At 44.7% G+C, this 24,274-nt stretch carries 24 protein-coding genes; 17 read left to right on the top strand and 7 right to left on the bottom strand.

Features of this window, described 5'->3' with window-relative positions:
- Positions 1 to 61 precede the first annotated feature (61 nt).
- Both porV and ispF read left to right on the top strand, forming a co-directional pair.
- On the top strand, positions 62 to 1,264 hold the full coding sequence (porV, locus tag DW205_RS02860; protein WP_005861221.1) for a type IX secretion system outer membrane channel protein PorV: 1,203 nt from the start codon (positions 62 to 64) through the stop codon (positions 1,262 to 1,264).
- A 6-nt stretch (positions 1,265 to 1,270) separates the two neighbouring features.
- Positions 1,271 to 1,756: a 2-C-methyl-D-erythritol 2,4-cyclodiphosphate synthase gene (ispF, locus tag DW205_RS02855; protein ID WP_005866785.1), complete on the top strand. Its 486-nt coding sequence runs from the start codon at positions 1,271 to 1,273 to the stop codon at positions 1,754 to 1,756.
- On the opposite strand, the gene DW205_RS02850 is transcribed toward ispF, so the two are convergent.
- The 5 genes from DW205_RS02850 to DW205_RS02830 form a co-directional block, all read right to left on the bottom strand.
- Complete coding sequence (locus DW205_RS02850; protein ID WP_008778467.1) at positions 1,725 to 4,034, bottom strand: PAS domain-containing sensor histidine kinase; 2,310 nt, start codon at positions 4,032 to 4,034, stop codon at positions 1,725 to 1,727. The two genes, ispF and DW205_RS02850, sit on opposite strands and share 32 nt — an antisense overlap.
- A 164-nt stretch (positions 4,035 to 4,198) precedes the next feature.
- Positions 4,199 to 4,981: a DUF6261 family protein gene (locus DW205_RS02845; protein WP_005866789.1), complete on the bottom strand. Its 783-nt coding sequence runs from the start codon at positions 4,979 to 4,981 to the stop codon at positions 4,199 to 4,201.
- 314 nt (positions 4,982 to 5,295) lie between these two features.
- On the bottom strand, positions 5,296 to 5,787 hold the full coding sequence (locus DW205_RS02840; protein WP_227793681.1) for a hypothetical protein: 492 nt from the start codon (positions 5,785 to 5,787) through the stop codon (positions 5,296 to 5,298).
- A 91-nt stretch (positions 5,788 to 5,878) separates the two neighbouring features.
- Positions 5,879 to 7,012 (bottom strand): 6-bladed beta-propeller, encoded by a 1,134-nt coding sequence (locus DW205_RS02835; RefSeq protein WP_008778466.1) that lies wholly within the window; start codon positions 7,010 to 7,012, stop codon positions 5,879 to 5,881.
- Positions 7,013 to 7,016: 4 nt separating this feature from the next.
- Positions 7,017 to 7,253, bottom strand: coding sequence for a hypothetical protein (locus DW205_RS02830; RefSeq protein WP_005866796.1), 237 nt, complete (start codon positions 7,251 to 7,253; stop codon positions 7,017 to 7,019).
- Between the two features lie 163 nt (positions 7,254 to 7,416).
- Here DW205_RS02830 and DW205_RS02825 point away from each other — a divergent pair, with 163 nt between their 5' ends.
- The 5 genes from DW205_RS02825 (at position 7,417) to DW205_RS02805 (ending at position 12,709) form a co-directional block, all read left to right on the top strand.
- A complete protein-coding gene (locus DW205_RS02825; protein WP_005866798.1) occupies positions 7,417 to 7,761 on the top strand; it encodes a translation initiation factor in 345 nt (114 codons plus the stop codon).
- A 12-nt stretch (positions 7,762 to 7,773) separates the two neighbouring features.
- A complete protein-coding gene (locus tag DW205_RS02820; RefSeq protein ID WP_005866800.1) occupies positions 7,774 to 10,941 on the top strand; it encodes an exodeoxyribonuclease V subunit beta in 3,168 nt (1,055 codons plus the stop codon).
- Positions 10,942 to 11,013: 72 nt separating this feature from the next.
- Entirely contained in the window at positions 11,014 to 11,676 is a 663-nt protein-coding gene (locus DW205_RS02815; protein WP_005861238.1) for a phosphatidylserine decarboxylase family protein, read from the top strand.
- Positions 11,673 to 12,374, top strand: a complete 702-nt coding sequence (locus DW205_RS02810; RefSeq protein WP_005866802.1) for a phosphatidylcholine/phosphatidylserine synthase — start codon at positions 11,673 to 11,675, stop codon at positions 12,372 to 12,374. The genes DW205_RS02815 and DW205_RS02810 overlap by 4 nt, the downstream gene beginning before the upstream one ends.
- Positions 12,375 to 12,430: 56 nt before the next feature.
- On the top strand, positions 12,431 to 12,709 hold the full coding sequence (locus DW205_RS02805; RefSeq protein ID WP_005861240.1) for a DUF4834 family protein: 279 nt from the start codon (positions 12,431 to 12,433) through the stop codon (positions 12,707 to 12,709).
- A gap of 3 nt (positions 12,710 to 12,712) precedes the next feature.
- Here DW205_RS02805 and DW205_RS02800 read toward each other — a convergent pair whose 3' ends face one another.
- On the bottom strand, positions 12,713 to 13,153 hold the full coding sequence (locus DW205_RS02800) for a nucleoside deaminase (RefSeq protein ID WP_005866805.1): 441 nt from the start codon (positions 13,151 to 13,153) through the stop codon (positions 12,713 to 12,715).
- The gene (locus DW205_RS02795; protein ID WP_005866807.1) at positions 13,150 to 13,377 is read right to left on the bottom strand and encodes a hypothetical protein; all 228 of its coding nucleotides are present in this window, start codon (positions 13,375 to 13,377) and stop codon (positions 13,150 to 13,152) included. The genes DW205_RS02800 and DW205_RS02795 overlap by 4 nt, the downstream gene beginning before the upstream one ends.
- A gap of 69 nt (positions 13,378 to 13,446) precedes the next feature.
- On the opposite strand from DW205_RS02795, the gene DW205_RS02790 reads away from it, so the two are divergent.
- The 10 genes from DW205_RS02790 to DW205_RS02740 all read left to right on the top strand — a co-directional run bounded on the left by DW205_RS02790 (position 13,447) and on the right by DW205_RS02740 (position 24,263).
- On the top strand, positions 13,447 to 13,812 hold the full coding sequence (locus DW205_RS02790; protein ID WP_008773876.1) for a YraN family protein: 366 nt from the start codon (positions 13,447 to 13,449) through the stop codon (positions 13,810 to 13,812).
- 12 nt (positions 13,813 to 13,824) lie between these two features.
- On the top strand, positions 13,825 to 14,184 hold the full coding sequence (locus DW205_RS02785) for an MmcQ/YjbR family DNA-binding protein (protein ID WP_121963051.1): 360 nt from the start codon (positions 13,825 to 13,827) through the stop codon (positions 14,182 to 14,184).
- Positions 14,171 to 14,923, top strand: a complete 753-nt coding sequence (locus DW205_RS02780; protein WP_005866811.1) for a biotin--[acetyl-CoA-carboxylase] ligase — start codon at positions 14,171 to 14,173, stop codon at positions 14,921 to 14,923. Before DW205_RS02785 ends, DW205_RS02780 begins: the two co-directional genes overlap by 14 nt.
- 399 nt (positions 14,924 to 15,322) lie before the next feature.
- Positions 15,323 to 18,652 (top strand): DUF6383 domain-containing protein, encoded by a 3,330-nt coding sequence (locus DW205_RS02775; protein ID WP_005866815.1) that lies wholly within the window; start codon positions 15,323 to 15,325, stop codon positions 18,650 to 18,652.
- A gap of 855 nt (positions 18,653 to 19,507) precedes the next feature.
- Positions 19,508 to 19,654, top strand: coding sequence for a hypothetical protein (locus DW205_RS22440; RefSeq protein WP_226766666.1), 147 nt, complete (start codon positions 19,508 to 19,510; stop codon positions 19,652 to 19,654).
- A 78-nt stretch (positions 19,655 to 19,732) separates the two neighbouring features.
- Positions 19,733 to 20,152 (top strand): DUF6575 domain-containing protein, encoded by a 420-nt coding sequence (locus tag DW205_RS02760; RefSeq protein WP_005866817.1) that lies wholly within the window; start codon positions 19,733 to 19,735, stop codon positions 20,150 to 20,152.
- A 196-nt stretch (positions 20,153 to 20,348) separates the two neighbouring features.
- On the top strand, positions 20,349 to 21,128 hold the full coding sequence (locus tag DW205_RS02755; RefSeq protein ID WP_005861254.1) for a ParA family protein: 780 nt from the start codon (positions 20,349 to 20,351) through the stop codon (positions 21,126 to 21,128).
- Positions 21,116 to 22,003, top strand: coding sequence for a ParB/RepB/Spo0J family partition protein (locus DW205_RS02750; RefSeq protein WP_005866819.1), 888 nt, complete (start codon positions 21,116 to 21,118; stop codon positions 22,001 to 22,003). Before DW205_RS02755 ends, DW205_RS02750 begins: the two co-directional genes overlap by 13 nt.
- Positions 22,000 to 22,710 carry a DUF5683 domain-containing protein gene (locus DW205_RS02745; protein WP_005866821.1) on the top strand — a complete coding sequence of 237 codons (711 nt, stop codon included), beginning with the start codon at positions 22,000 to 22,002 and terminating at the stop codon, positions 22,708 to 22,710. The genes DW205_RS02750 and DW205_RS02745 overlap by 4 nt, the downstream gene beginning before the upstream one ends.
- 5 nt (positions 22,711 to 22,715) lie before the next feature.
- Entirely contained in the window at positions 22,716 to 24,263 is a 1,548-nt protein-coding gene (locus DW205_RS02740; RefSeq protein WP_005866823.1) for a lytic transglycosylase domain-containing protein, read from the top strand.
- The last annotated feature ends 11 nt before the right edge of the window (positions 24,264 to 24,274 follow it).

Below are 24,274 nucleotides of genomic sequence, written 5' to 3'. Positions count from 1 at the left end.
GGGGGTATGTTTATTACCCTCTAGGAATGATAAATGTAAATGTATTTTTAGAATAGAATATATGGTAAGAGTTTCAAGATTCAGTCTGTTACTAGCGGTTTTCAGCTTTTTGACGGCATTTACGGCTTTATATGCCCAAGGAGGCGCAGACGATGTTAAACATAAATTCGCCCCGATTAATACGGCGATACCGTCTTTGTCTATCGCGCCCGACGCTCGCGGAGGTGCTATGGGTGATAACGGTGTGGCTACTACGCCGGATGTGAATTCCCAATACTGGAACCCGGCTAAGTATGCTTTTAGCTATAGTAAGGCCGGAGTCGCTTTATCCTATACGCCTTGGTTACGTAAATTGGTGAATGATGTGGCTTTAGCGTATCTGGCCGGTTATTATAAATTAGGCGATAGCGATATGCAGGCGATCGGAGCTTCTTTGCGTTATTTCTCTTTAGGAGAAGTACAGGAAAGCCGGGATGGAGGAATGGGTAATCAGCTCATATTGAATCCTTATGAGATGGCTTTTGATGTAAGTTATAGCCGTAAATTATCGGATGTGTTTTCTATGGCAGTCGCCTTGCGCTATATTCGTTCGGACATGGGTGCCTCGTCGGATGCGGATATGGTTCCGGATAACGCTTTTGCCGCCGATATCGCCGGTTATCTGGAGAAATACGTGATCTTAGGGAATAGCGAGTGCCTGTGGAGCTTTGGTTTTAATGTCTCCAATATCGGTACGAAGGTCTCTTACGACGGCGGAAATACCAACCAATTCTTGCCTACGATGTTAAAGGTTGGAACCGGTTTGCTGTATCCGATCGATGATTATAACCAAATCGGTATCTATGTGGATTTGAGTAAATATTTAGTTCCTACCGAACCTATTCAAGAAGGTACGACTCCCGAGGATGAGGCTGCTTATAAGGAAAAACATGATGAATATAACAATATGTCCCCGATCACGGGTATCTTCAAATCATTCGGTGACTCGCCGAATGGCTTCAAGGGCGAGCTAGAGGAGATTATGGCCTCTATCGGTCTGGAGTATAATTACAATCAGCAGTTCTTTGTTCGTGGCGGTTATTACTATGAGAATAAATATCAGGGAAACCGTCAGTACTTCTCAGTCGGCGCAGGTTTCCGCATGAGTGTTTTCCAGTTGGATGCCGCTTATCTGATCAGTACGGTACAGAGTAACCCGTTGGACCAGACATTGCGCTTCTCCTTGTCGTTCGATATGGATGGAATCAAGAACCTTTTCAGATAAATGGGTATGAAGATACGTGTAGGTTTTGGTTATGACGTCCACGCCTTGGTGCCGGACCGGGAATTATGGCTGGGCGGGATTAAGATCGAGCATACGTTGGGCCTATTGGGACATAGCGATGCGGACGTGCTGATCCATGCGGTCTGTGACGCTTTACTGGGAGCGGCCAATATGCGGGATATCGGTTATCATTTCCCGGATACGGCAGGTGAATATAAGAACATTGATAGCAAGATATTGCTTCGTGACACCATGAAGCTTTTGAGAGACGCGGGCTATGAGTTGGGTAATATCGATGCCACCGTAGCCGCCGAACGCCCTAAATTGAATCCCCATATCCCTCTGATGAAGAAAACGCTGGCCGAGGTCATGAACGTGGACGAGGAGGATATCTCTATCAAGGCTACGACCACGGAGAAGCTGGGCTTCACCGGACGGCAGGAAGGGATCTCGGCTTACGCTACGGTCTTGATACAGCGCATGGGATCGTAAACCAGAAAGTACTCCCTTTTCCTTCTTCCGACTCTACGCCGATCTTCCCGTGAAGATTCTCTAGGATCGTTTGGCAAATGGATAGCCCGAGTCCGGTTCCTTGGATAAAGGAATCGAATTTGGCGAAACGCTCGAATACGTGCGGGAGGTTCTTCCGCTCAATACCTTTTCCTGTATCTTTTACGTAAAAGTATAATCCATCTTCCCTCTCCTTGTATCCCATGCGGATAGACCCTTGGAACGTGAACTTACAGGCGTTCGTGAGGAAGTTGGTGATCACTTGGGTCAAGCGATTCTTCTCGGAATAGATAACACAATCCTGTTCGGGTATCTCGCAATAGAGAGTGACTCCGCCTTTCACCCGGCTTTGGAAGGTCTGGTATAAGCTCCGGAATAGCGTGGATACGTTGAACTCGGAATAGATGAAATCCATTTGCCCGGCCTCGATCTTTGATAGATCCAGAATATCGTTCACGAGTTGAAGGAGAAGTTCGTTGTTCGTCTCGATGATCTCGCAAAATTCTTTTGTCTCCTCGGAGGGGTTTGTTTGGGCGAGCAGGTTCGAGAACCCTACGATAGCGTTCAGCGGGGTACGTATCTCGTGGCTCATGTTCGCTAGGAAGGCGGATTTCAACCGGTTGGATTCCTCTACCTTCGCTTTGTCCCTCAATTCCTGCTCCATCAGCTTGCGTTGGTGGATCAGGGCAGTTCCCCCGATCAGGTAGATAGGTTTACCGACGGGATCGGTCTTGCCGGTGATGGCGTAAATTTCTATCCATATATAGTTTTCCCCCGTATCGTCTAGGTAGCGGATTTCCTCATCTACCGGTTGGCCCTCGCCGGAGGCAAGTGCTTCCATCTTATCACGGAGCCGGTCTAGGTCATCCGGGTACACGCCGCTATAGAACTCATCGGGCGACATCTTGAATATCCCGTTTACGCCTTTGTCACGGGCGGATCTTTGGGTGAGGTAGACATTATTGCACTCTATGATCTCGGCTCTTACGTCCCACGTCCATGTCATCATGTTGCTGGCTTTCAAGACGAGTTGATATTTCTGGTTTAAGTCCTGCGCTTGGCGTGCGATTCGTAGTTCCTTGTCTTTGCCCTTTTGCTTTTGGATAAAGAGGTGTACCCGTAATATCCCTATCGTTATCAATAACACCAGAATGACGAGTAGGCTTATGATATGGACCTTGTATTTCTGAAAGAAACCGGGAGGCTCTTGGAAATAAGTGGCGTTTGGGGGATATAAGCCGGGATCGATTTGGTGAAGCAATAGGTGTTGGTAATTCAGGTAAGTCTTCGGGGTTCCCGAAGTCAGGGTAGAGATTTCTTTGCTATCTTTTCCCGAGAGGATCATTTCGATCGTGTTGGCCGTCACCTGCGCGTAATCCTCCGGAGAAACATAATATCCCCCGGCGAAATTCCCGTTTTTTGTTTGTACGTCCTGCAAGGTAAAGACGGGGGGAACTGAGAAGCTGTTAATCATTTTCTGGACGTTATCGACTAGATAACGATTCTCGTTGTCCTTCTGGGTCCTGTACCATGAGTAATAAAGGACGCCGGTCTTATTGTCGAAAGAGGCCAACCTGTCCAATAAGTTCTCGGTGGAAATGGAAGTCGTAGACAGCGGCTCGAATTGGATGCCCGGGAAATCTTTCTGTAGCACGGCCTCCACATCCGCTTTCGTTTGCTGACTTATATAACGATGGTCGAAAATAAAGGCCAGCTTGGTTAATCCCGGTTGTAGCTTTTTGATTAGCTCGATCGTCTGCTTGATATAGACTGAGTATTTTATAAAAGTGGCGTTATAGCCTTTTACTACGTCCGTGATGGGGGTTAAGGTCTCGAGCGCGTTGGTATCCAGATCTATCAGATATTCTTCTTTCGGGTACATATTATCTCTGGCATAGCAGATGATAGAGGGAACATCTTTCCATTCCTTGTCAAACAACGGGCGGGTGATAAGCCAAGAGGGATCTCCTATGCATACGACTAAGGTGGGTGGCACAGGTACTCTCTCTAGGATCATTTGTCTCTTCTCTTGAAAACCTTCCATCGTGCGGATACCGGGGATCTGTAAGGGAATCGCCTTTACGGTAAACCCTTCCTTCCCGAATTTATTTTCTATATCAAGATAGGTCTGTTTCGTCCAGCTTTCCTCAAAGTTGATGGAGTGCAGTACGACTATAGACGGTTTCTCGCCGGAGCCTCGCGCACTCATGTTCAAGTGGACCGTTAGTATAATAAAAATAAAAAGAATGATATTTCTCATGGCCGTTAATTCTAAGCGATATATGTAGCGAACGTGATTCTGGCAGCAAATGTAGTGATTCCGCTTTATTAAGCAAGAGGTTTGCCTGAAAATAAAGCTCTTGGGAGGAGATAGGGGATATACCCCGGCGGGATTTATCCGCCGGGGCATATTGCCGGGGTGATTTATTGGGCAGGCATGTCCGTTTTGTTTTTCTTTGCGTTGATAGTAGACCGGGTACGTAGGATCGTCTTTCGCTCGTCTATCATCACGTTCACGTGATCAATGAAGGTAGTGTATTTCTCCTCGCCCTCAATCAAGCAAAGGGCGTTTACGGTGCTCACCAGCTGCCTGTAGGCGTTGTCTGCCTCGGAACGGCATTGCTTCACGACACCTACGATGACTCTCGACTTTTCGTCCGTTCTTTTTTGGGCCGCCTCCTTGAAGGCTTTTTCTTTGTTCTCTAGGTTGTTGATCCATGGGGTGAGCGCCAAGAGCCGCGCTTTCTCGGCGTCCAGCGCCTTGAGGTCTTGGATGAGATTGTGCAGCACTCCGCTTTCCTCAGTCTGGGCGAGGCTGGTGGGGTCGCCATAGGTATCAAATAACCTCTTGACCTCCATAGCGGCGGTGGCGGTGGCTACGTCCGGATGCTCCGTCATGGCCTTTACGTAAGCGTTGGCGCCCCGCCACGCGCTGTCTCGCTCCACGTCAGCGTCTGTCGCCAAGGCTGTGGAAGGCAGGCTGCTGGATGATTTCAGCGCCTCGTCGAATGCGTCTAACTTGGTCTCGAACGCGCTGATCTGGCCGTCCAGCACGGGGTTCACCTCGTCGGCTATCTCGTCGGGGCTCTCCGAGTCTCCACCCGATCCGCCTCGTAGCGTTACCGCCTCATCGTGGAATTGTTTCAGGAATCCGAAATCCTCCTCCACGTGAAGTGGGGACAAATTGAAAGCTTTAATTGTTCTCATGTCTATTAGATTTAAAAATGAATGATCAAGAAACTTGTGATCTCCCAAATGTAAGGAGTTAGCGCTTACGATACAAATTTAAGGCTGGAATAACGCGGGATAACGCGCTAGAAACTTCTAGGACCCCGTACTCACCCCTCGACAGGGCCGCTGGAACTTCTACGGCCTTGTACTCACCCCTCGACAGAGCCGTAGGAATTTCTAGGACCCTGTACCTACCCCTCGACAGAGCCGTAGAAACTTCTGGGAGGCTAGATGTTAAAAAAACTTACTTGACAAAGTCCCGGGATCTTTCCAATGAGGTCATCTATCATCTACCACATTTTTCTTATTTCTTCCAAATAGATTAAGGTAAGTTGTGGCAGTGCTTTATTGTGGATATGTAGATATTTAACACATAAATCTTTGTTCATGATGAATAAAAAAGGAGCGAAAGAATCTTCTAGTTCTATGGGTAACCCTAAATATTTATTATGTAAGGTCAATAGCTTTTTTCCATAGCAATCATTTCTTAATCGAGCGGGATAATCGGGTGATATGAAAACTACTTTTGTCTTTATTTCCTCTTCTGTAAAAACCTCGTTTAACATATCGACAACTGCGTCAATACAAGGAGGACATGTTTTTTCTGAAAAACAAAAGAATAACTTTTTATCATTACATAGATTGCTTAAGGAGAAGGAACTTAGAGAGTCTGTTCCCCAATAGCACCTTTGGTCGAGGCATTCATAATGCCCATTTTTTAATTCTTCCTTTTTGTAGATATACAGACTTTCTTTCTCGTATTCGAAATTGTCTATATACATATCTTTTGGGGACTTTTTTAAGTGATTCACACATCGTACGCAAATTATACCAGCTAGTATCCCCAAAAGGAAAATGTAAATTAGATTCTCGTTAATCTTCATTTTTGAAAACATATTTAATTAAGATTGGATTCTCTTCTTCCGAATGCGATTGAATGATCCTTCGCTGCTCCTCATTCCGTAGTTTCTCGGGAAATATGTCATCTAAAGGAAGCCCTCCCTCGGGAGTGCAAAGGATAAAGTCCTCTCCGAAGTAGATCGGATACAGTTGCAAACCCTCTTTGGTTCGCTCGAATTGGAGCAAGCTTTGCTTTTTTCCGTCATAAAACAGCTGGATATACTTGTTTTTACGGACAACCATAGCGTATCGGTATCTGCTATTTTGCCCATGAAACTCTATCACATAATTTACACTCTTAGAGGAATAGGCATCCTTCGCGTATTGGATTTTTTCTTGTTGGTTCCAGCCGGAAGGAAACTCCAATTTCTCGATGTCGTTATTTAAATTACCAAAATCCCAGTGATAAAGCTCTGTCAAGGTAGTTTTTGAGAGTGAGTAAATCGTGTTAGTCAAAGATCTGCAAAGAGAGTGTGGGAATGGAAATACGTCTTTGCAAAATATATCTTTTTTCTCTTCATGGAAATATTCATCGATTATTTTATCCTTTGATAAGGAATAGAACTTCAGGCGATTGTCATAATCATAGGTAAAGAAAGCGATTGTATCCTTGTTTTGGAACTGTAGAGAACTATAAGCCCCTGCGATATCGGGAAGTCTCTTTTTCTCGATGAATTTACCCCCTAGGTCATAGAAAAAGAGAGCGTTGCTGACGGCGCAGAGTACTACAAGATTCCTGCGGGCTGTATCGATCGCGAAATCAGACAGATTTAGGTACTGCCCCGGGCCGTCTCCTTTTTCGTTAAGTGCGAATTGGAAACGTCCCTCCCGGTCGAAAACAAAGATTTGGGATCTTCGATAATCATGGATATAATATCGGCCCTCAAAAAACTTGATCTGGGTTATATCACGGATCAGCGATTCCGGCGTTGTCTCCAGTGGGATGACTTGGATATCGGAAAATAGTTCCTTGGTGGAGACATTATCTCTCCTTTCCAGATTTGCGGTTATGATATCAGATTCCATATTTCTCTTATCTTTCCATCCCGTACAAGAAAGAAAGAGAAATATGGATACTATCGAATAGTAGTAAATGCTATTTTTCATTCGGTTAATCTGGATAACAATGATCTTCTTGCCATCCTGAAAAATAGCAATGAATATAAATAATAGGGCTTATTCGGTCAAGAGCCCAACAAGCTCCCTCATATCTACCACAAGTTATACCCGGGCCTCCTCCGTCATCAGGACATGCGCTATCGTCACTGTTTTCAGCTAAAACATCAGTGTTTAGAGCGAAAAAAATTAAACCGATTAGTGCTGTAAACTTTAAAACTTTTTTCTTCATAACTTTATTGGATTTAAGTGATACAAATTATTAATTGCAAATATATATAATTGAGTTAGGATTGGATGATTTTTGATGAGATTTTTTAGAAAGAGAGAAAGAATAATTCCCGTTTGCCCATCCCAAGATAAATCCGTAGTTTTGGCTCTCAAAAAAGAGCGATATGAAGACGAACGACTGGAAAGATCGATTAGGCGTGATGTACTCCACGAATCCCGATTTTCAATATAATACGGGAGATACGGAGGAGGAAGATACGTTGCCGAAGGAGAAACAAGCTTTGCGTATTTCCTTGGACAAACGGAACCGGGGAGGGAAGATGGTTACCTTGATCACCGGGTTCCGGGGTACTTCCGAGGATCTGACCGCCTTGGGGAAACTCTTGAAAGTGAAATGCGGCGTAGGCGGCTCCGCGAAGGACGGGGAGATAATCATCCAAGGGGACCTGCGTGCCAAGGTGTTGGATATCCTCCGGAAAGAGGGCTATTCGAAAAGCCGTACGATCTAATCCCCGATCGCTATGCTAACAATCTATAGGGCTTCTGCCGGGGCGGGCAAGACGCATAAATTGACAGGGGAGTACCTGATGTTACTCTTCTCCCAGCCGGGCGCTTACCGCCGGATCTTGGCCGTGACGTTTACGAATAAGGCGACGGATGAGATGAAAACCCGTATCGTTCAAGAACTTTATCACCTCGCTTCCGGCCGCGCGTCCGATTATATCCAGCTACTCTCTTCCGCCTATTCCTTGACGGAGCGGCAGGTGAGGGAGCAGGCCCGGAAGATTCTGGTCGCTATCCTGCACGATTACTCCGCCTTTAATATCAGTACGATCGACCGCTTTTTCCAGCAAACGATGCGTGCCTTTACCCGCGAGATCGGTTTGCAAGGCGGCTATGGCATCGAGATGGACCAAGAACTGGTCTTGACCGAGGCGATCGATAACCTGCTGGCCGATCTGGAGAAGCCGGAGAGCAAGGATTTGCTAGGTTGGCTGCTGCGTTTCGCCGAGGACAAGATCGAGGATGGTGGCGGCTGGAGCTTGCGGAAGGATATCATGTCGCTCAGCCGGGAGGTCTTTAAGGAGAGTTATAAGGCATTTAGCGAGGAGGTCGGTAAAGATATTGCGGATAAGCAGGCCCTAGATGCCTATAAGAATGAGCTATACGCCATTATCCGCTCCGTAGAGGCGGAGGCGAAACGTTTAGGAGAGGAGGGAGTGGCGTTGCTGAAACAGTTCGCGTTACAACCCTCGGATTTTAAGGGGGGAAGCCGTTCCCCGTTTTTCTATTTCGAGAAGCTGGCGAGAGGTGAGATGAAAGAGCCGACTGCCACATTCCAAACTTTGCCGGATAATCCGGAGGCCTATACGACCAAGACGACTCCACCGGGCCTCCGGCAGATCATCGGGTGTGTATATGAGGAAGGGTTGAATGCCTGCGTAAAGAATATCGTATCCCTGTTCGCCAACCTGACGGCCTATAACACGGCCCGGGAGATCGTGCGTTATTATTATACGTTAGGGATCTTAACCGATATCTCCCGGCAAATCGCCTCTTACCGGGAAGAAAAGAATGTGATGCTGATCGCCGATACGACCGAGTTGCTGAATAAGGTCATCAGTGGCAGCGACGCCCCCTTTATCTACGAGAAGACGGGTACGCACGTAGATCATTATATGATCGATGAGTTCCAAGATACCAGCGGCATGCAGTGGAATAATTTCCGGCCCTTGGTGGAGGAGAGTCTGGCGAATGGTAGGGCGAACTTGATCGTTGGCGATGTGAAGCAAAGTATTTATCGTTTCCGTAACTCGGATTGGAAGCTATTGGACGAGCAAGTCCGCAGGGATTTCGAGGAGGAACAGGTCCGTGAGGAAACCCTGATGGATAATTGGCGAAGCTGCCGCCATATCGTGGAGTTTAATAACGGGTTCTTCACCACCGCTCCGGCAATCCTGCAAGATCTATATAATGAAGCGTTGAAAACCTCCTCATTAAACGAGGAAGAACGCACGGCCTTTTTCACGAAGATCATGACCGCTTATGATAAGAGCATTCAGCGTGTCCCTCCCCCTTTCCAGAAGAAGGACGGACATGTACGGATCGATTTCTTGTCCGGCGATGAGGAGAAGAAGTGGGAGCAAGAGGCGATGGAGCGCTTGCCGGCTACCTTGGAGCGCTTGCAGGATAACGGTTACGCGCTAAAAGACATCGCCATACTCGTGCGTACCAATCAAGAAGGCGCTTTAGTGGCTGATACGTTGCTAGCCTATAAGGAAGAGCATCCGTCCGACCGGTACAATTACGATATCATCTCCGATGATGCTCTGTTTGTGGGTAGTTCTCCGGCGGTCCGTTTCCTGATCGCCGTATTGCGCTATTTGCGAAATCCGGAGGACCAGACGAACAGGAAATTGGCGATGTATGCCTATCAAGTATTAACCGGAAAATTCGGGGAGAGCGAGGCGGATAAGTCTGTTTCTCAAAACCTTCAGTCTATTTCCCGGCAATCCTTGTACGAGGTAACCGAAGGGCTCTTCCGTAACTTCTCCGCTTACTTCCCGGAAACGGAACAGGTATTCGTGCAAGCCTTTCTGGATATGGTTTCCGAGTACGCCCAAAAAGAAAGCGCGGATTTGAACCGTTTCTTGAGATGGTGGGACGAGACCGGTTATCGAAAGACGATCGCTACCCCGGATGGGCAAAACGCTATCCGCATCTTGACCGTACATAAATCCAAGGGCTTAGGTTTTAAGGTCGTTATCATTCCTTTCGGGGACTGGGAGATCGACCATAAGCCGACAAAGCCCGTTATCCTTTGGTGCCACCCGGAGAAGAAGCCGTTTGACCGCCTGCACTTAGTTCCTGTCCGTTACGGACAGATCCTGAGTAGCACGATTTTCGCCAAGGATTATTTCAAGGAGCGCTTGCATGCTTTCATCGATAACTTGAACACCTTATACGTCGCTTTTACCCGTTCGAAAGAAGAACTGATCGTATTCTCCCCCCGTCCGAGGAAGATCAACAAGGAAGGTAAGGTTGAGAAGATAACTTCCATCGCCGATCTATTGTGGGCGGGGGTGGAGACGGATATCGAGGATGATACCTTTGAAAGGGGCGAATGGTGGCATCCAGCTTCGGGTAGAACGGCAGAAGATACCCTGGAGGAAATCCCCATGAGCCGCCTGTATTCCGTTTCCCCGGATGATCGTTTACAATTACGCCTGCATGGGAAAGGATTCTTTTTCGATAATGCCAGGCGGAAGCACGGTACCTTGATGCATGAGGTATTGAGCCGGATACGTACGCCGAAAGATATTCCCGCTTCGGTCGAAAGTTATCGGTTAGCCGGGGTGATTAACCGGGAGGAAGCGGCGGAGTTGATCAGCCGTCTGGAAGAATTATTGCAAGCGGAGGAGGTAAAGGCTTGGTATGATGGTTCCGCCCGTGTCTTGAATGAAGTGGATATCCTGTTCGGTAAAGGCTTGTCTAAACGCCCGGACCGGGTGATGATAAAAGATAACAAGGTAATTGTCGTGGATTATAAATTTGGCGAACGGCAAGATAAGCGCCATCCTAATCAGGTAAGAAATTACCTGCAATTAATTCGTAAAATGGGTTTCGAGCGGGTCGATGGATACCTTTGGTACGTAGAGTTAGGCAAAATAGAGGCAGTGAATAAGTGATATATTTTTGATATTCGGTAAAAATGAATATTTTTGCAGATTCTTAGTATAAAACGATACAGTCAAAGAAGAATGAAAGTACATAAAGAAGGAACCGGTTTACTGCTTACGTTGTTTACAATATTATTTATTGTGAATATAACTTTGTACCATACGGTAGGTAAGGGTATGCTGTTTTATTCTGTCGCTTTTGTTTCTACCGTATTGTTCCTATTGGTATTAAACTTCTTCCGTAGTCCTTTCCGTCGGTTTCCTTATGATTCGGAAGGCTTGGTGATCGCTCCCGCCGACGGTACGATCGTTGCCATCGAGGAAGTGATGGAGAACGAGATCCTTCATAAGAAGTGCCTACAGATATCTATCTTTATGTCTATCTTCAACGTACATGCCAATTGGTTTCCCGTAAACGGTACCGTTAAGCATGTTTCCCACCAGAACGGGCGTTTTATGGCGGCTTATCTGCCGAAGAGTAGTACGGAGAACGAACGTTCGGCGGTCGTGATTACCACGAGGAACGGGGTGGATGTCTTGGCTCGTCAGATTGCCGGGGCGATGGCACGCCGCATTGTTACATATGCCAAACCGGGAGAGAAATGTCATGTGGACGAGCAAATGGGGTTTATTAAATTCGGTTCTCGCGTGGATGTCTACCTGCCGGTAGGAACAGAGGTGTTAATAGAGATGGATCAAAAAGTAACAGGCAATCAAACGCCTATAGCCCGTTTGTCAAAATGAGTATAAGAAAACATATTCCTAATACAATTACGTGTCTGAGCCTTCTGTCCGGGTGTGTCGCCAGTGTTATGGCCTTGCACGGAAATTTTTTATCTGCGTTGATTTGGATTATTATAGCCGCGGTCTTTGATTTCTGCGATGGCTTTGCCGCTCGTTTATTGAAGGCTTACTCGCCGATGGGAAAGGAATTGGATTCCTTGTCAGATATGGTAAGTTTCGGCTTCGCTCCGGGCATGGTGGTCTATTGGTTGTTGGGAGAGGCTTCTACGGCTTTGCCTTTTGGCTCATTGAATACGTATATCCCTTATCTGGCGTTCGTGATCCCTACGTTTTCAGGTTTGCGTTTGGCTAAGTTCAATATTGATGAACGGCAAACTACCTCGTTTATCGGCTTGCCGGTTCCGGCGCATGCTTTATTTTGGGCTTCGGCTGGGTATTCTGTTTTACCGGTTGTCCATGCGAATGAAGGCTTGTTCGTGTTGGTGACTGTTATCTTGGCGTTTATTACCTCCTTGCTGTTGGTGTCTGAGATACCGATGTTCTCGCTGAAGGTGAAATCCTTAGCGTGGAAGGGTAATGAGCTTCGCTATATATTGATCGCTTGTGCCATTATTTTCGTGGCGTTATGGGGATTCTTGGGAATCTCTGGAACCATCCTGTTATATATAGTCTTGTCTATTTTTAACAAAAAGGGATAAACAAGAATTCTTATCTTTGTGTTTGTGATAGTAAAGAATCATTTAAGTATCGGATTATGTTTAAGTTTTTGTTTGTAATATTCTTTTTCTTTATCCTGTTGGTGTTTCTGATGGGTTTCTCCATCTTGCGTACCTTTAAGAACATCTTTTTTGGTAGCGGAAACAGCACTCGTAAGGGAGAACAACGTCGTCAAACAAATAGCAATACTTCCGGACATCGTTCTACGACTACTACCGCCCGGGACGATGATGATGATCGTACACCTTATGTGCACCGTAAGAAGATATTCGCCAAGGATGAAGGGGAGTATGTGGATTACGAGGAAGTTAAATAGAGCTTAGCGTCTTTGCTTAAAGAAACGCTGCATTTCTTCCGCGCACTCTTTTTCAAGGATACCTTTTTTGATAATCGCTTTCGGATGGAAGGCTTGAGGGGCGAATTTGGAGAAACCTCTTTTATCATCGGATGCCCCGTATACGATCGTGCTTAATTGTGCCCATCCGATCGCGCCGGCACACATTATGCAGGGTTCCACGGTTACGTATAGACTACAATTTGTTAGGTATTTCGCTCCTAAGACTCCGGCGGCGGCCGTAATCGCCAACATCTCGGCATGTGCGGTCACGTCGTTCAAGCATTCGGTTTGATTATGCGCCCTCGCTATGATCTGGTTGTTGCAGATGATAACAGCTCCTACGGGAACCTCACCCTCGGACGCTGCCGCACGAGCTTCCACCAACGCTTGCTTCATGAAATATTCGTCATTGAAAGGATTCATCTTCTCATCTCATTTTCGTTGAAAAGAGTCGGATAATCCTCCTCCAAGGTCTTGAGGATGTGAGAAAGGATCGTCTCTCGGTACCAACGGGACTTATTCTCGATCTTGTAGCGTGAAAGGTAACGTTTTACCGCTTTATGCTCTTCGTCATTCAGCATAAAGGTCACTTTGTGTACCCTCGGATGATTGGGGTGAGCCGATGAATATTTACGTTCTTCTCTCATACATTTGCAAATGTACGAGTGAATAGCCGAATAACAAAGAAAATGGCTATATTTGTGCAAATTAATGCGATGGCAAGACAGAACGATATGGGTCGGGAAGGTGAGTCTGAGGCTCGTGCCTATCTGGTAAAACATGGATATAACGTGTTGCATACCAATTGGCATTGGCATCATTATGAACTGGATATTATCGCTGTCAAGGAAGATGAGTTAATCGTGGTGGAGGTAAAGACACGCTCTGAGGATTTTTTGCTTTCACCGGAAGATGCGGTAGACACCAAGAAGATTCGGAGGATTGTCGCCGCTGCGGATGCCTATGTCCGTTATTTTAATATAGACTTACCAGTCCGTTTTGATATCGTGACATTGATCAAGAAAGAGACGGGTTTCCTGATCGACCATATCGAAGATGCTTTCTATGCTCCTTGCCGTTAAAAGATAAAAGTTATGAATATAGAAGAAGTACTTGAATACTGCCTTTCCTTGAAGAATACCATCGAGTGTTTCCCGTTCGATGAGGTATCGCTGGTCTTTAAGGTAGAGAATAAGATGTTCCTGCTGCTTCCTTTGGATGCGGAGGAGCCTCATGTCTCCTTGAAATGCAGTACGGACTATGTGGAAGAGTTACGGGAACGGTATACGGCGGTTGAGCCGGCTTATCATTTTAATAAGAAATACTGGAATAGCATTTATCTGGATCGGGATATGGAGGACGAGGAGGTTAAACGTTGGATCTTCCACTCTTACCGGGAGGTGATCGCTAAACTACCAAAAAATATAAGGGAGATTTATAATGATGAGCACTGATAATGAATCTCCTCGCATCTTGCGTGTGGCGGAAACCACTTCTACGAATAGCCTGCTTCGTGAGCTGGTTATCAAGGAATCTCTTCCGGAAGGAAGTGTAGTTGTCGCTGATTTCCAGACAGCCGGACGTGGGCAGATAGGGAATGTCTGGGAGTCTGAGGCGGGAAAGAACTTGATGTTTAGTACAGTCCTGTACCCTACGTGTATCCCTGCAAATCGCCAATTCTTGATTTCTCAAATAGCGGCCTTGAGCGTAAAAGAGACGTTAGACTCATATACGGATCATGTCACGGTGAAATGGCCGAATGATATTTACTGGAAAGATAAGAAGATTTGCGGAATGTTGATCGAGAACGATCTATCAGGGCATAATCTATATTGCTCCATCATCGGGATCGGCATAAACTTGAATCAAGCGGTGTTTCGGGGAGATGCTCCGAATCCTGTTTCTTTGTTTCAAATAATCGGTAAGGAAGTAGATCGAGAAGAGGTTTTGGACCGTTTCCTCTCGGTATTCTATCGCTATTATTTATCTCTCCTCCAAGAGGAATACGAGGATATTCGTATCCGCTATCAATCCGCATTGTATAGGAGGGAGGGCTATCATGCCTATAGGGATGAGGCGGGAGAATTCGAGGCCTGTATCCATGATATTGAATCAACCGGGCATCTTTTGCTAGCGTTACGGGATGGCAGTATTCGGCGTTATGCTTTTAAGGAGGTTTCTTATTGTAAGTGATGTTTTTGAGCAGCGAAGGTACGTGTTATTAATATATCTAGTTCCAGATAGCTCTATGTATTATTTGCGGAAAATAATATATCTATATACTAAGGTACGTGTACATTATATATAAATCTCTATTTATTAATGAAATTAATCGGAAAATATATATCTTTTGTACCGAACAATAGTGGGTTTGTCTTTGTAATCGGTGGTTTTGTAATGAATAGTCTATTTGATTGATAAGAAAGCCTATATGGCGAGAAAAAAATGATAAAGAAGGGTTGCGCGAATCAAAGAAACGCGTACCTTTGCAAATGATGAATAAAGTCGATCGCCGTTTGTATTGATTTTTAAGAGAGCGATCGTTGTTAAAGAGCTTATTACACTTTAGTATTAATATTAAATTATTTAATTATGAACAAAAAGTTTTCTACTCTTTTAGCTGGTGTTGCGCTTTTAAGTGCGATGTCAGCAAATGCGCAGACAACACCGGCACAAAACGTTTTGCCTACGGCAAATGGTGCTTATTCAATCGGGAAATTAGTTGAGGGTGCTAACTCTGGCCTTTTCCAATTGAAAGATGAGGCATCCGGTAAGGTCTTGTCTATGGACGAAGATGGTGTTTTATCATTGGTTGCGTCTTCCTCTACTTCCACTGGCTTAGCAAACACGCTTTGGTGTGTTACTGTTTCTTCCGAGAATCAGGGTCAAGCTCCTAAGTTTGACTTCATGAACAAGGGTACAGGTCGTATGTTGGATATCACGATGGCTGAAATTCTGAAATCTGAAAGCCAAGTGGATTTGACTCCGACTACAGGTGGAGAAATCGCAGGTTGGGCTTTCTCTAGAACTATTACGAAATTGGAAGATAAGAGACCTTTGTTCTCTTACTTTACAACTGACTCTGTTGTTGGTTTCACTACTACCAATGGTGTGAAAGTCCAGAAATGGGCAGCTAAGGATGTTCAAAATAATACTTTTGCAGCATTTACATTGCAAGCTCCTGGACAGGTTTATTTGAGCGCTAACGAGTTGAACACTATCTTTGGTAACCAAAAAGCTGATGCTGGTGTTAAGTTAGGTTTCGATAAAGATATCCTAGGTACTACTTTAACGAATCCGTTTAACGCTAATAAGTTTGTAGCTGAAGGTGCTGGTGATGCTGATAGCCGTTATTTGTTTGTTTCTGACTTGAAGAAAGAAGCTTATTTGAAAGTTGATACAGCTTATACAAATGAGACTGGTTACAAGTTCTTAGCTTATAACTGGACGAAAAAGGGTGAGACTGGTACAGCTCTAGATGCAGTAGAGAATAGTGCTATTAAAGATCAACACAAGTTCGCTTTCCTTTATTCTCCTGCTTATGATAGCTTGTATATCTATGTAAAACAAATTACATGGAAAGAAGATAACGTTAAGTATTGGGAAGATGCTGCTGCAAATACTGGTGCTAACTGGCGTGTTTCTTTGCAGGATTTGATCAAGAACGAAACTCGTATCTTGACTGTTGACAGCAAAGACCAAAATACTCATATCTCTTTGGGTTACAAGGATTGTACAGCTGTAGAGTCTACTAAGACTTCTTTGAAGGATGGTGTATATTACATCACAAATAAGGCTGGTAAGTATTTGGCTTCTCCGATCTACAGAAATGGTGAGATCGAGTGGACAACTGTTAATGCTAATGAGCAGAATGTAGCTCATATGCCGGCTTATCAATGGGTAATCTTAAAGAAGAACGTAACAGATAAGAATAATATCTCTACTTTAGAGGTTTATAACCGTGAGTTCTCTGATGGTGTTCTTGCTGATTATACTTTGAATTTGAATAAGAAGGCTGGTGCTACTTATTGGTACTTGACAGCTGATGTAAATTCTGCAAATGGTGTTACTATCAATTCTACAGATTCATTGTTCTTTGAACTTGTTCCTGCTGCTTCTGTAGCAGATTCATTGTTAGGTTACAAGAACTTGGATAAAGAAGAGTTGATGATCAACAAGTATACATTCAACTACTGGCATCCGTATGCTACAGACAAATACATCGCTAAGTCTTCAAAAGACTCTACGTTGACTGTATTAGAAGGTAAGACTGCTTTCAATTTGGATACTTTGGTAAATGACGCAGCTGCTGTTAAGGCTCAATATGGTTTCCCTGTTACTGCTGCGGTTGCTAAACGTATCAATGGATTAAAGAACCTTTACAGAACTGTTTATGTAGCAAGTAATGACAATGCTAAAAAGAATATCTGGTCTGTAAATAAGGAAGAGAAATTCAACGTAAGTCAATATTCTACTGACAATAACACGAAATTGACATCTGGTTACTACTTCAAGGAAAATAACCAAATCGATGGTAAGTGCTATCATGCTGTTATTGCTGTAACGAAAGAAGCTGGTAAATATGTGATGAAACTTACTTCAACAAAGGCTGGTGTATCTGACTATGATGGTGCTGCTACATTGAAAGCTCAAATGTTGAACGAGACTAGAACTTCTGCATTCTACATCGCTCCGGATGAGACTCCGTTGTATCGTCAATTCAACAATGCACTTCTTGGTGAGAACGTTGATAATTCAGCAGATAGCTTGATGTTTAAGGAAACTATCCGTGGTGAATATTTGATGGATGAGCATAATGGAAACTTGTTGAACAAGGATGTTGATTACGCAGGTATCTGGGGTGAAGCTAAAGCTGATGGTAAGTTAGCTTTCCGTATTGACACTGCATGGTTAACTCGTGGCGCAGGTAAGGTTAAACCTCAATACTTGGTATCCGCTTATCGTGAGTTGATCGAGGGTGAGAAGATCATTCCTTGTACTGAGACAGGTAAGCACATCACTGCTGATGGTCAAGTTACAGACGACCCATATCAATGTGTACACGCTATTCATGTGAAGACTCCGGCATTTATCTATGGTAAGTATTTGGTTAACTACTCAGACTCTGCTGCTGCTGTTGCAGATCGTAAGGAGGCTCTTAACCCATACTTGTTCAATACGAAGGCTGTTTCTAACAGTAGCTACACTCGTGTAGGTTTCGTTCCTGCTGTTCAATATGGTGATACTTTGTTTGTCTTGACTGGCAAATACAAAGGTATGACTGCTGATCAATTGAAGAATGAGGGTATCGAGGCAATCAGCGCTGACTACCATAAGAACTATGCTAAGTTCATCAATGTATTGACAGGTGACAAGCACAAGAACGTAACTTGGTCATTCCGTTATGTAAATCCGGATAAGGCTGCATTAGCTTATGTAGATGGCGAAGAGGGTGCGAACAACTCATTCTTGATTGAGTCTAATGTATATGGTGCAACTGATAATCAATATCAGACTGTAGCTGGTGATGTTGCTAGTGCGATTGCTCCGACTAAGAAAGCTGCTTGGTTGAAGATGCACAATGGTTGCTTAGTATTGACAGATGCTAGCTCTAGATTTGATGCCGCTAAGACTGGTGGTGATGGTGCATTAGTATTCAATGCTTATCCTAAGACTGATGCTGATGATATGGTAACATCTAACGATAACATCAACAATGTTGAAGGTGTATCTGTAGTAGCTGGTAACGGTACTGTAACTGTTCAAGGTGCTGCTGGTAAGTCAGTAGTTATCACTAACATCTTAGGTAAGGTTGTTGCTGAGACAGTTCTTACTTCAGACAACGCAACTATCGCTGTACCTGCTGGTATCGTAGCTGTAGCTGTTGATGGTGAAGAGGCTGTTAAGACAATCGTTAAATAAGTAGAAAACTGACCGGATTTCCGTAAGGAAAGACACAGTTCATAAGATAGAGCCCCGTCGATGTACTTCGGCGGGGCTTTTGTGCGTTCCCCTACGAGTGTTTCATATTTAAATATAAAAACAAGGTATCTTAGTTTCATTGAGCAAGTATCCTAAGTTCATTGGCGAAGTATCTTAGGCGTATGGGGCGATGAAACTAAGATACTTTTCTCATGAGCACCTTGTGTGAGTATCGGTGTTGTCATATGCGACTACCGGCGTGGATTGTAAGGACTACTCGTGCAGGTTCTAGGCTCTACTGCCCTGTTATTCTTTCTTTTTGATAAATAAATGTCTATATGTGTGACATCCCTTTTCGGTGGAGAGCGTAAAATAGCAGAGGCTGGATGACTGTAAACGGCATTTTTCATTGAAAAAGCCCCCTTTTTGTACGTGATAAGTGGTGAAAGCCTATGCGATAGGTCGCGTTGGGCAACGCCGGTAGTGCCGATGGGCATCGTGAATAGTCAAGAATAGGGTTGTTGATACTTGTGGATGGGCATCATAACCTTGTTACGACCCAGTTCTAACCCCATAAACCCCCTCAAGCAACCCACTAAATATGAATTACAATGAATGAATTCCGCTAGAATGAAAGGCCGTTTTTCGATAAGACGCTGTCATGTAAATGATTGCTGAAATTTTTTCTCGTATTTGAGAATGAACTGTCCATCAGCCCGGAAAAATCGATTCTCCGGGACTTGATATTACAAATTGTCAAAATGGTAAACGTGGTTTAGCTATGGTTTCTCGTTAGTCATATTTATGGGATTCTTGATATGGTATATTGTTTATTCTGCTTATATTTGCGATATCATGGAAGAAAGGAAATGGTTTGAGGAGCTACCGGACTTATGTCCACCTTCGGATGCTATGGCGTGTAGTGGGGTATTTTATAGAATTGCGGAAGGAGATCCTGTGAAATCATTGGATTTCTTCTCGCAAAGAAGATGGCATGATTAAAAAGACATTCGGTGTGGCTCATTATTCTTGGTGGCGATCTTATTGTTTTGATGTAAATAAGGCAAAGGTAATGATGTTATGACTAATTTGTTTTTAGATAGGATCCTAGAGTTTTATGGTGTGCCTCAAATCCTTGTGGCTAAAGATTCTTTTGGTACGCAATACTTATGCCTGCTTTTCGATGATGGGGCTGGATGCAGGTATACGGGTATTAAGATTTCATCCTCTAGGCTGGATGATTATTTGGGAGGAAGGATCGATTTAAGGACTCTTTATCTGAATCCGGAGAATGACAATGAATATTTCAATGTGTCTTATAATGATAATCATTATGAGCTACAGTCTTTTGAGGGAAAGGCCTTGCCGGAGGAAAGGCTTCCGGAAAAGGGATATTTTCATGTGGAATCACGGTCTGAGATCTATACGATAAAGGTTCCTTCCTGCGATAAAAATATATTCCAAGACATTGCCCGAAGGATGGGATGGGTCTGTATGTAACTTAAAACTTCGTTATCATTTCCAAAAAAACACCTATATACCAGCCTTATAACCCTCTATTTGATTTATTCTGCTTATATTTGCGAGTTATCAACAGTTAGGGCGATTTATCAACAAAACAAGCATTGTTTTGATTGAACCCTGTTTGGTTCAGTTTTTAATGTTTAGTTTTGCCCTCGAATTAATTAGGTATAGTATGGGAAAGATTATCGCTTTAGCAAATCAGAAAGGTGGAGTCGGGAAGACAACCACCACGATTAATCTGGCTGCGTCATTGGCCGCTCTTGAGAAAAAGGTGCTGGTCGTAGACGCTGATCCGCAGGCGAATGCCTCATCCGGTCTGGGTGTGGACATACGTAATGTAGAACTTTCTATCTATGAATGTCTGGTGAACGGTGAGGACGCGAGTGGCGCTATCACACAGACTGAAGTGGAAGGACTGGATATCATCCCCTCTCATATCGATTTGGTGGGAGCGGAGATCGAGATGCTAAACTTGGAGAATCGTGAACGGATATTGAAGCAGATATTGACACCGCTGAAAGAGAAGTACGATTTTATCTTGATCGACTGCTCTCCTTCTTTGGGATTGATAACCGTGAATGCCTTGACAGCCGCCGATTCGGTGATTATCCCGGTACAATGCGAGTATTTCGCCTTGGAAGGTATCAGTAAGCTGTTGAACACGATCAAGATTATCAAATCAAAGCTGAACCCGGCACTGGAGATAGAGGGATTCCTCTTGACTATGTATGATTCCCGCCTGCGTTTGGCGAACCAGATTTATGAGGAAGTGAAACGTCCGTTCCGCGATTTGGTATTTACTACCGTGATCCAACGAAACGTGAAGTTGAGCGAGGCTTCCAGTTACGGTAAACCTGTCTTATTGTATGACGCGGATTCGAAAGGATCTATCAACCATATGCAGTTGGCACAGGAGATTGTTGAAAAAAATAAAGGATTATGGCAGCATTAAAAAGATCGGCGTTAGGCCGTGGATTAGACGCGTTAATTACGATGGATGACCTGAAGACAGGTGGTTCATCGTCTATTAGTGAGATCGAGTTAAGCAAGATCCAGCCTAATCCAGAGCAACCTCGATCCGTCTTTGAGGAAGAGACCTTGGAGGAGTTGGCTACCTCTATCCGCTCGTTAGGCGTGATACAGCCGATTACGTTGAAGGAAATCGGCCCCGAGCAATATATGATCATCTCTGGCGAACGCCGTTATCGTGCGTCGCTTAAAGCAGGTTTGGAGCGTATTCCCGCTTATATTAAGACGGCGGCCGACGAGAACGTGGTGGAGATGGCTTTGATAGAGAATATCCAACGAGAGGACTTGAACTCTATCGAAATCGCGTTAGCTTATCAAAAATTAATCGATAATTACGGCTTGACCCAAGAGGGGTTGAGCGAAAGGGTTGGAAAGAAGCGTGCTACGATCGCCAATTACCTTCGTTTGTTGAAACTTCCCGCCGAGATCCAAGTAGGATTGAAGGACAAGAAGATCGATATGGGACATGCCCGGGCATTGATCCCGGTGGATGATCCGGAGATTCAATTAGCTTTATATGAGCAGATATTGGCTCAAGGACTCTCCGTTCGTAACGTGGAGGAGATGGTGCGTAATATAGCCGAGGGAATACAACCGGAATTGCCGGAAAAGAAAAAATCGGATCGTAAGCCGATACTTCCGGAAGAGTTTAAATTGCTGAAAGATCATTTGTCCCGTTACTTCAATACGAAAGTCCAGTTGACTTGCAATGAGAAGGGAAAAGGTAAAATTACGATTCCTTTCGCCACGGAAGAAGAGTTAGAGCAATTGATCGGGTTACTGGATAAATTGAAATGAGAAATCGAATCATACTCCTTTTGATCGGATTCATGTGCTATGCCGGGATGGGTAACGCACAGGAGGATAAGACGGAGAAAGCCGTTCCTGCTATAGTTTCCGATTCCGTGGAGGTAGCTGCCCCGGATTCTACCGTGCAAGCCGTCTTGATGGCGGCCGATTCGGTGGGCGTACCGGAAGTGAAGATGAAGCTGGCTTTTAAGCCGAATCCGACAAAAGCGGTCTTGTTCGCCTTAGTTCCGGGTCTGGGACAGATCTATAACCGGAAATATTGGAAATTACCAATCGTTTACGGTGGCTTGATGGGATGTATGTATGCCGTGACTTGGAATAATAAGAATTATAAGGATTATTCGACGGCTTATAAGGATATCATGTATGATGCCGCTAAGAATCTGGAAAATCCGGATGCTTGGAGTAAAAGTTGGCAAGACTTGACTTCCATGGCTCCTGAGGATGCGATTAATAATTCAAATTTCAAGGATCAATTGAAAAGACAGAAGGATTATTTTCGTCGATATAGGGACTTGAGTATAATTATTACGGTCGGGGTGTATGCGTTGAGTATCGTGGATGCCTACGTGGATGCCCAGTTATTCGATTTTGATATATCACCGGATTTATCCTTGCATTTGGAGCCGGTTGTTAGTCCGAAGACGAGTGTCACGCCTCGTACTTACGGATTGAATTGCAGTCTAAAATTCTGATATACATGAAAAGATACCTGCTAGCACTCATTTGTTTAAATTGTTTGGTCTCATTGGTCTATGCGCAGGAAGAGACCCGAATTGAGGAAAAAGATACCTTAAGCTCGCTGGAGTCTGAGGTCGGATTGATTCCGGAAAGCTTGGATGCGAACGTGGATAGTTTGCTCCGTACTTGGCATGTGCAATATTTCTCAAAAAGAGAGGACTTTTGCCATGATGACGACGAGAATGTCTATTTCCCGGATTCGGTCTATATCGACCGCCTGTCTAGGCTTCCCAGCGTGATCGCTTTGCCCTATAATAATATAGTGCGTGATTGTATTGACTTATATGCGGAGCGTAAACGAAATTTAGTGCGTTATATGCTGGGGATGGCGGACTTTTATTTTCCGATAATCGAGCAGGTGTTGGATGAGCATGGCCTGCCTATTGAATTGAAATATCTCGCCGTCGTGGAAAGTGCCTTGAATCCGGTAGCCCTCTCTCGTGTGGGCGCTTGTGGTTTATGGCAATTCATGCTTCCTACGGGTAAGAGCTATGGCTTGGAGATTAATAGCTTGGTGGACGAGCGCCGGGACCCCTTGAAAGCGACCGAGGCCGCTTGTAAGTATTTCAAGGATATGTACGCTATCTATGGGGATTGGAATTTAGTGTTGGCATCTTATAACTGCGGGCCGGGCAACGTGAATAAAGCGATCCGTCGTTCGGGGGGCAAGACGGACTTCTGGGATATCTTCCCTTATTTACCGAAAGAGACTCGTTCATACGTCCCCTTATTTATCGCCGCCAATTACGTCATGAATTATTATTGCGAGCATAACATCTGTCCGATGCAAACCAGCTTGCCGTTAGCCACGGATACGGTCATGGTGAATAATGCCCTACATTTGCAGCAAGTATCGGATCTATTGCAAGTAGATATTGAGACGTTGCGTGCGTTAAATCCACAATATAAAAGAGACATCGTTCCGGGTAATACCCGCCCTTCGGTCTTGAAACTACCTGCGGCGGAAACCTATGCTTTTATCGATAAAGAAGATACGGTCTATACGCATCGGATCGAGGAACTGTTGGCGAATTGCATTTCTGCGAATAACTCTAATGGCTCTTTACCAAGTGGTGCGACCCGGGAAAAAATCACCCACGTGGTATTGAGTGGTGAGAATCTTTATACGATCGCTAATCGCTATGGAGTGACAGCGAAAGATATCCGTAAATGGAACGGGCTAGGCTCCAACCGGGTAGCGAAAGGAAAACGGTTAAGATTATATGTAGATAATGGGGGTGTCGCTTTTGCCTCGGCTTCGACTAAAACGACAGCGAAACCTGCGGAGAGGTCTTCTACCGCTTCAGCCTCGGCTAAAAAGATAACCCAGCCCTCATCTGCCACGGACCAGAAAGGCTTTGTGTCTTACAAGGTACGATCCGGAGATTCCTTGTATTCTATCTCGAAAAAGTATCCGGGGGTTAGTACGGCGGCTTTACAGAAAGCGAATGGTTTGTCCAGTCCTGATATACGTCCGGGTCAGGTATTAAAGATTCCTGTCGGATAGCAGGTTGCTTT

The sequence above is a fragment of the Parabacteroides sp. AM17-47 genome, assembly GCF_003434625.1.
Lineage (GTDB): Bacteria > Bacteroidota > Bacteroidia > Bacteroidales > Tannerellaceae > Parabacteroides > Parabacteroides distasonis.
The sequence above is the reverse complement of the archived record's forward strand: the minus strand, read 5'-3'. Positions and strand labels throughout refer to the sequence as shown.

What these genes read in the sequence shown, in the direction of transcription:
- DW205_RS02760 (WP_005866817.1), top strand. Translation starts at nt 19,733, where the DNA reads ATGACTAATTTGTTTTTAGATAGGATCCTAGAGTTTTATGGTGTGCCT.
- DW205_RS02755 (WP_005861254.1), top strand. Translation starts at nt 20,349, where the DNA reads ATGGGAAAGATTATCGCTTTAGCAAATCAGAAAGGTGGAGTCGGGAAG.
- DW205_RS02775 (WP_005866815.1), top strand. Translation starts at nt 15,323, where the DNA reads ATGAACAAAAAGTTTTCTACTCTTTTAGCTGGTGTTGCGCTTTTAAGT.
- DW205_RS02795 (WP_005866807.1), bottom strand. Translation starts at nt 13,377, where the DNA reads ATGAGAGAAGAACGTAAATATTCATCGGCTCACCCCAATCATCCGAGG.
- DW205_RS02745 (WP_005866821.1), top strand. Translation starts at nt 22,000, where the DNA reads ATGAGAAATCGAATCATACTCCTTTTGATCGGATTCATGTGCTATGCC.
- DW205_RS02800 (WP_005866805.1), bottom strand. Translation starts at nt 13,153, where the DNA reads ATGAATCCTTTCAATGACGAATATTTCATGAAGCAAGCGTTGGTGGAA.
- ispF (WP_005866785.1), top strand. Translation starts at nt 1,271, where the DNA reads ATGAAGATACGTGTAGGTTTTGGTTATGACGTCCACGCCTTGGTGCCG.
- DW205_RS02740 (WP_005866823.1), top strand. Translation starts at nt 22,716, where the DNA reads ATGAAAAGATACCTGCTAGCACTCATTTGTTTAAATTGTTTGGTCTCA.
- DW205_RS02845 (WP_005866789.1), bottom strand. Translation starts at nt 4,981, where the DNA reads ATGAGAACAATTAAAGCTTTCAATTTGTCCCCACTTCACGTGGAGGAG.
- DW205_RS02780 (WP_005866811.1), top strand. Translation starts at nt 14,171, where the DNA reads ATGATGAGCACTGATAATGAATCTCCTCGCATCTTGCGTGTGGCGGAA.
- DW205_RS02850 (WP_008778467.1), bottom strand. Translation starts at nt 4,034, where the DNA reads ATGAGAAATATCATTCTTTTTATTTTTATTATACTAACGGTCCACTTG.
- DW205_RS02825 (WP_005866798.1), top strand. Translation starts at nt 7,417, where the DNA reads ATGAAGACGAACGACTGGAAAGATCGATTAGGCGTGATGTACTCCACG.
- DW205_RS02840 (WP_227793681.1), bottom strand. Translation starts at nt 5,787, where the DNA reads ATGTATATAGACAATTTCGAATACGAGAAAGAAAGTCTGTATATCTAC.
- DW205_RS02815 (WP_005861238.1), top strand. Translation starts at nt 11,014, where the DNA reads ATGAAAGTACATAAAGAAGGAACCGGTTTACTGCTTACGTTGTTTACA.
- DW205_RS02785 (WP_121963051.1), top strand. Translation starts at nt 13,825, where the DNA reads ATGAATATAGAAGAAGTACTTGAATACTGCCTTTCCTTGAAGAATACC.
- DW205_RS02835 (WP_008778466.1), bottom strand. Translation starts at nt 7,012, where the DNA reads ATGAAAAATAGCATTTACTACTATTCGATAGTATCCATATTTCTCTTT.
- DW205_RS02790 (WP_008773876.1), top strand. Translation starts at nt 13,447, where the DNA reads ATGGCAAGACAGAACGATATGGGTCGGGAAGGTGAGTCTGAGGCTCGT.
- porV (WP_005861221.1), top strand. Translation starts at nt 62, where the DNA reads ATGGTAAGAGTTTCAAGATTCAGTCTGTTACTAGCGGTTTTCAGCTTT.
- DW205_RS02820 (WP_005866800.1), top strand. Translation starts at nt 7,774, where the DNA reads ATGCTAACAATCTATAGGGCTTCTGCCGGGGCGGGCAAGACGCATAAA.
- DW205_RS02810 (WP_005866802.1), top strand. Translation starts at nt 11,673, where the DNA reads ATGAGTATAAGAAAACATATTCCTAATACAATTACGTGTCTGAGCCTT.
- DW205_RS02750 (WP_005866819.1), top strand. Translation starts at nt 21,116, where the DNA reads ATGGCAGCATTAAAAAGATCGGCGTTAGGCCGTGGATTAGACGCGTTA.
- DW205_RS22440 (WP_226766666.1), top strand. Translation starts at nt 19,508, where the DNA reads ATGGAAGAAAGGAAATGGTTTGAGGAGCTACCGGACTTATGTCCACCT.
- DW205_RS02830 (WP_005866796.1), bottom strand. Translation starts at nt 7,253, where the DNA reads ATGAAGAAAAAAGTTTTAAAGTTTACAGCACTAATCGGTTTAATTTTT.
- DW205_RS02805 (WP_005861240.1), top strand. Translation starts at nt 12,431, where the DNA reads ATGTTTAAGTTTTTGTTTGTAATATTCTTTTTCTTTATCCTGTTGGTG.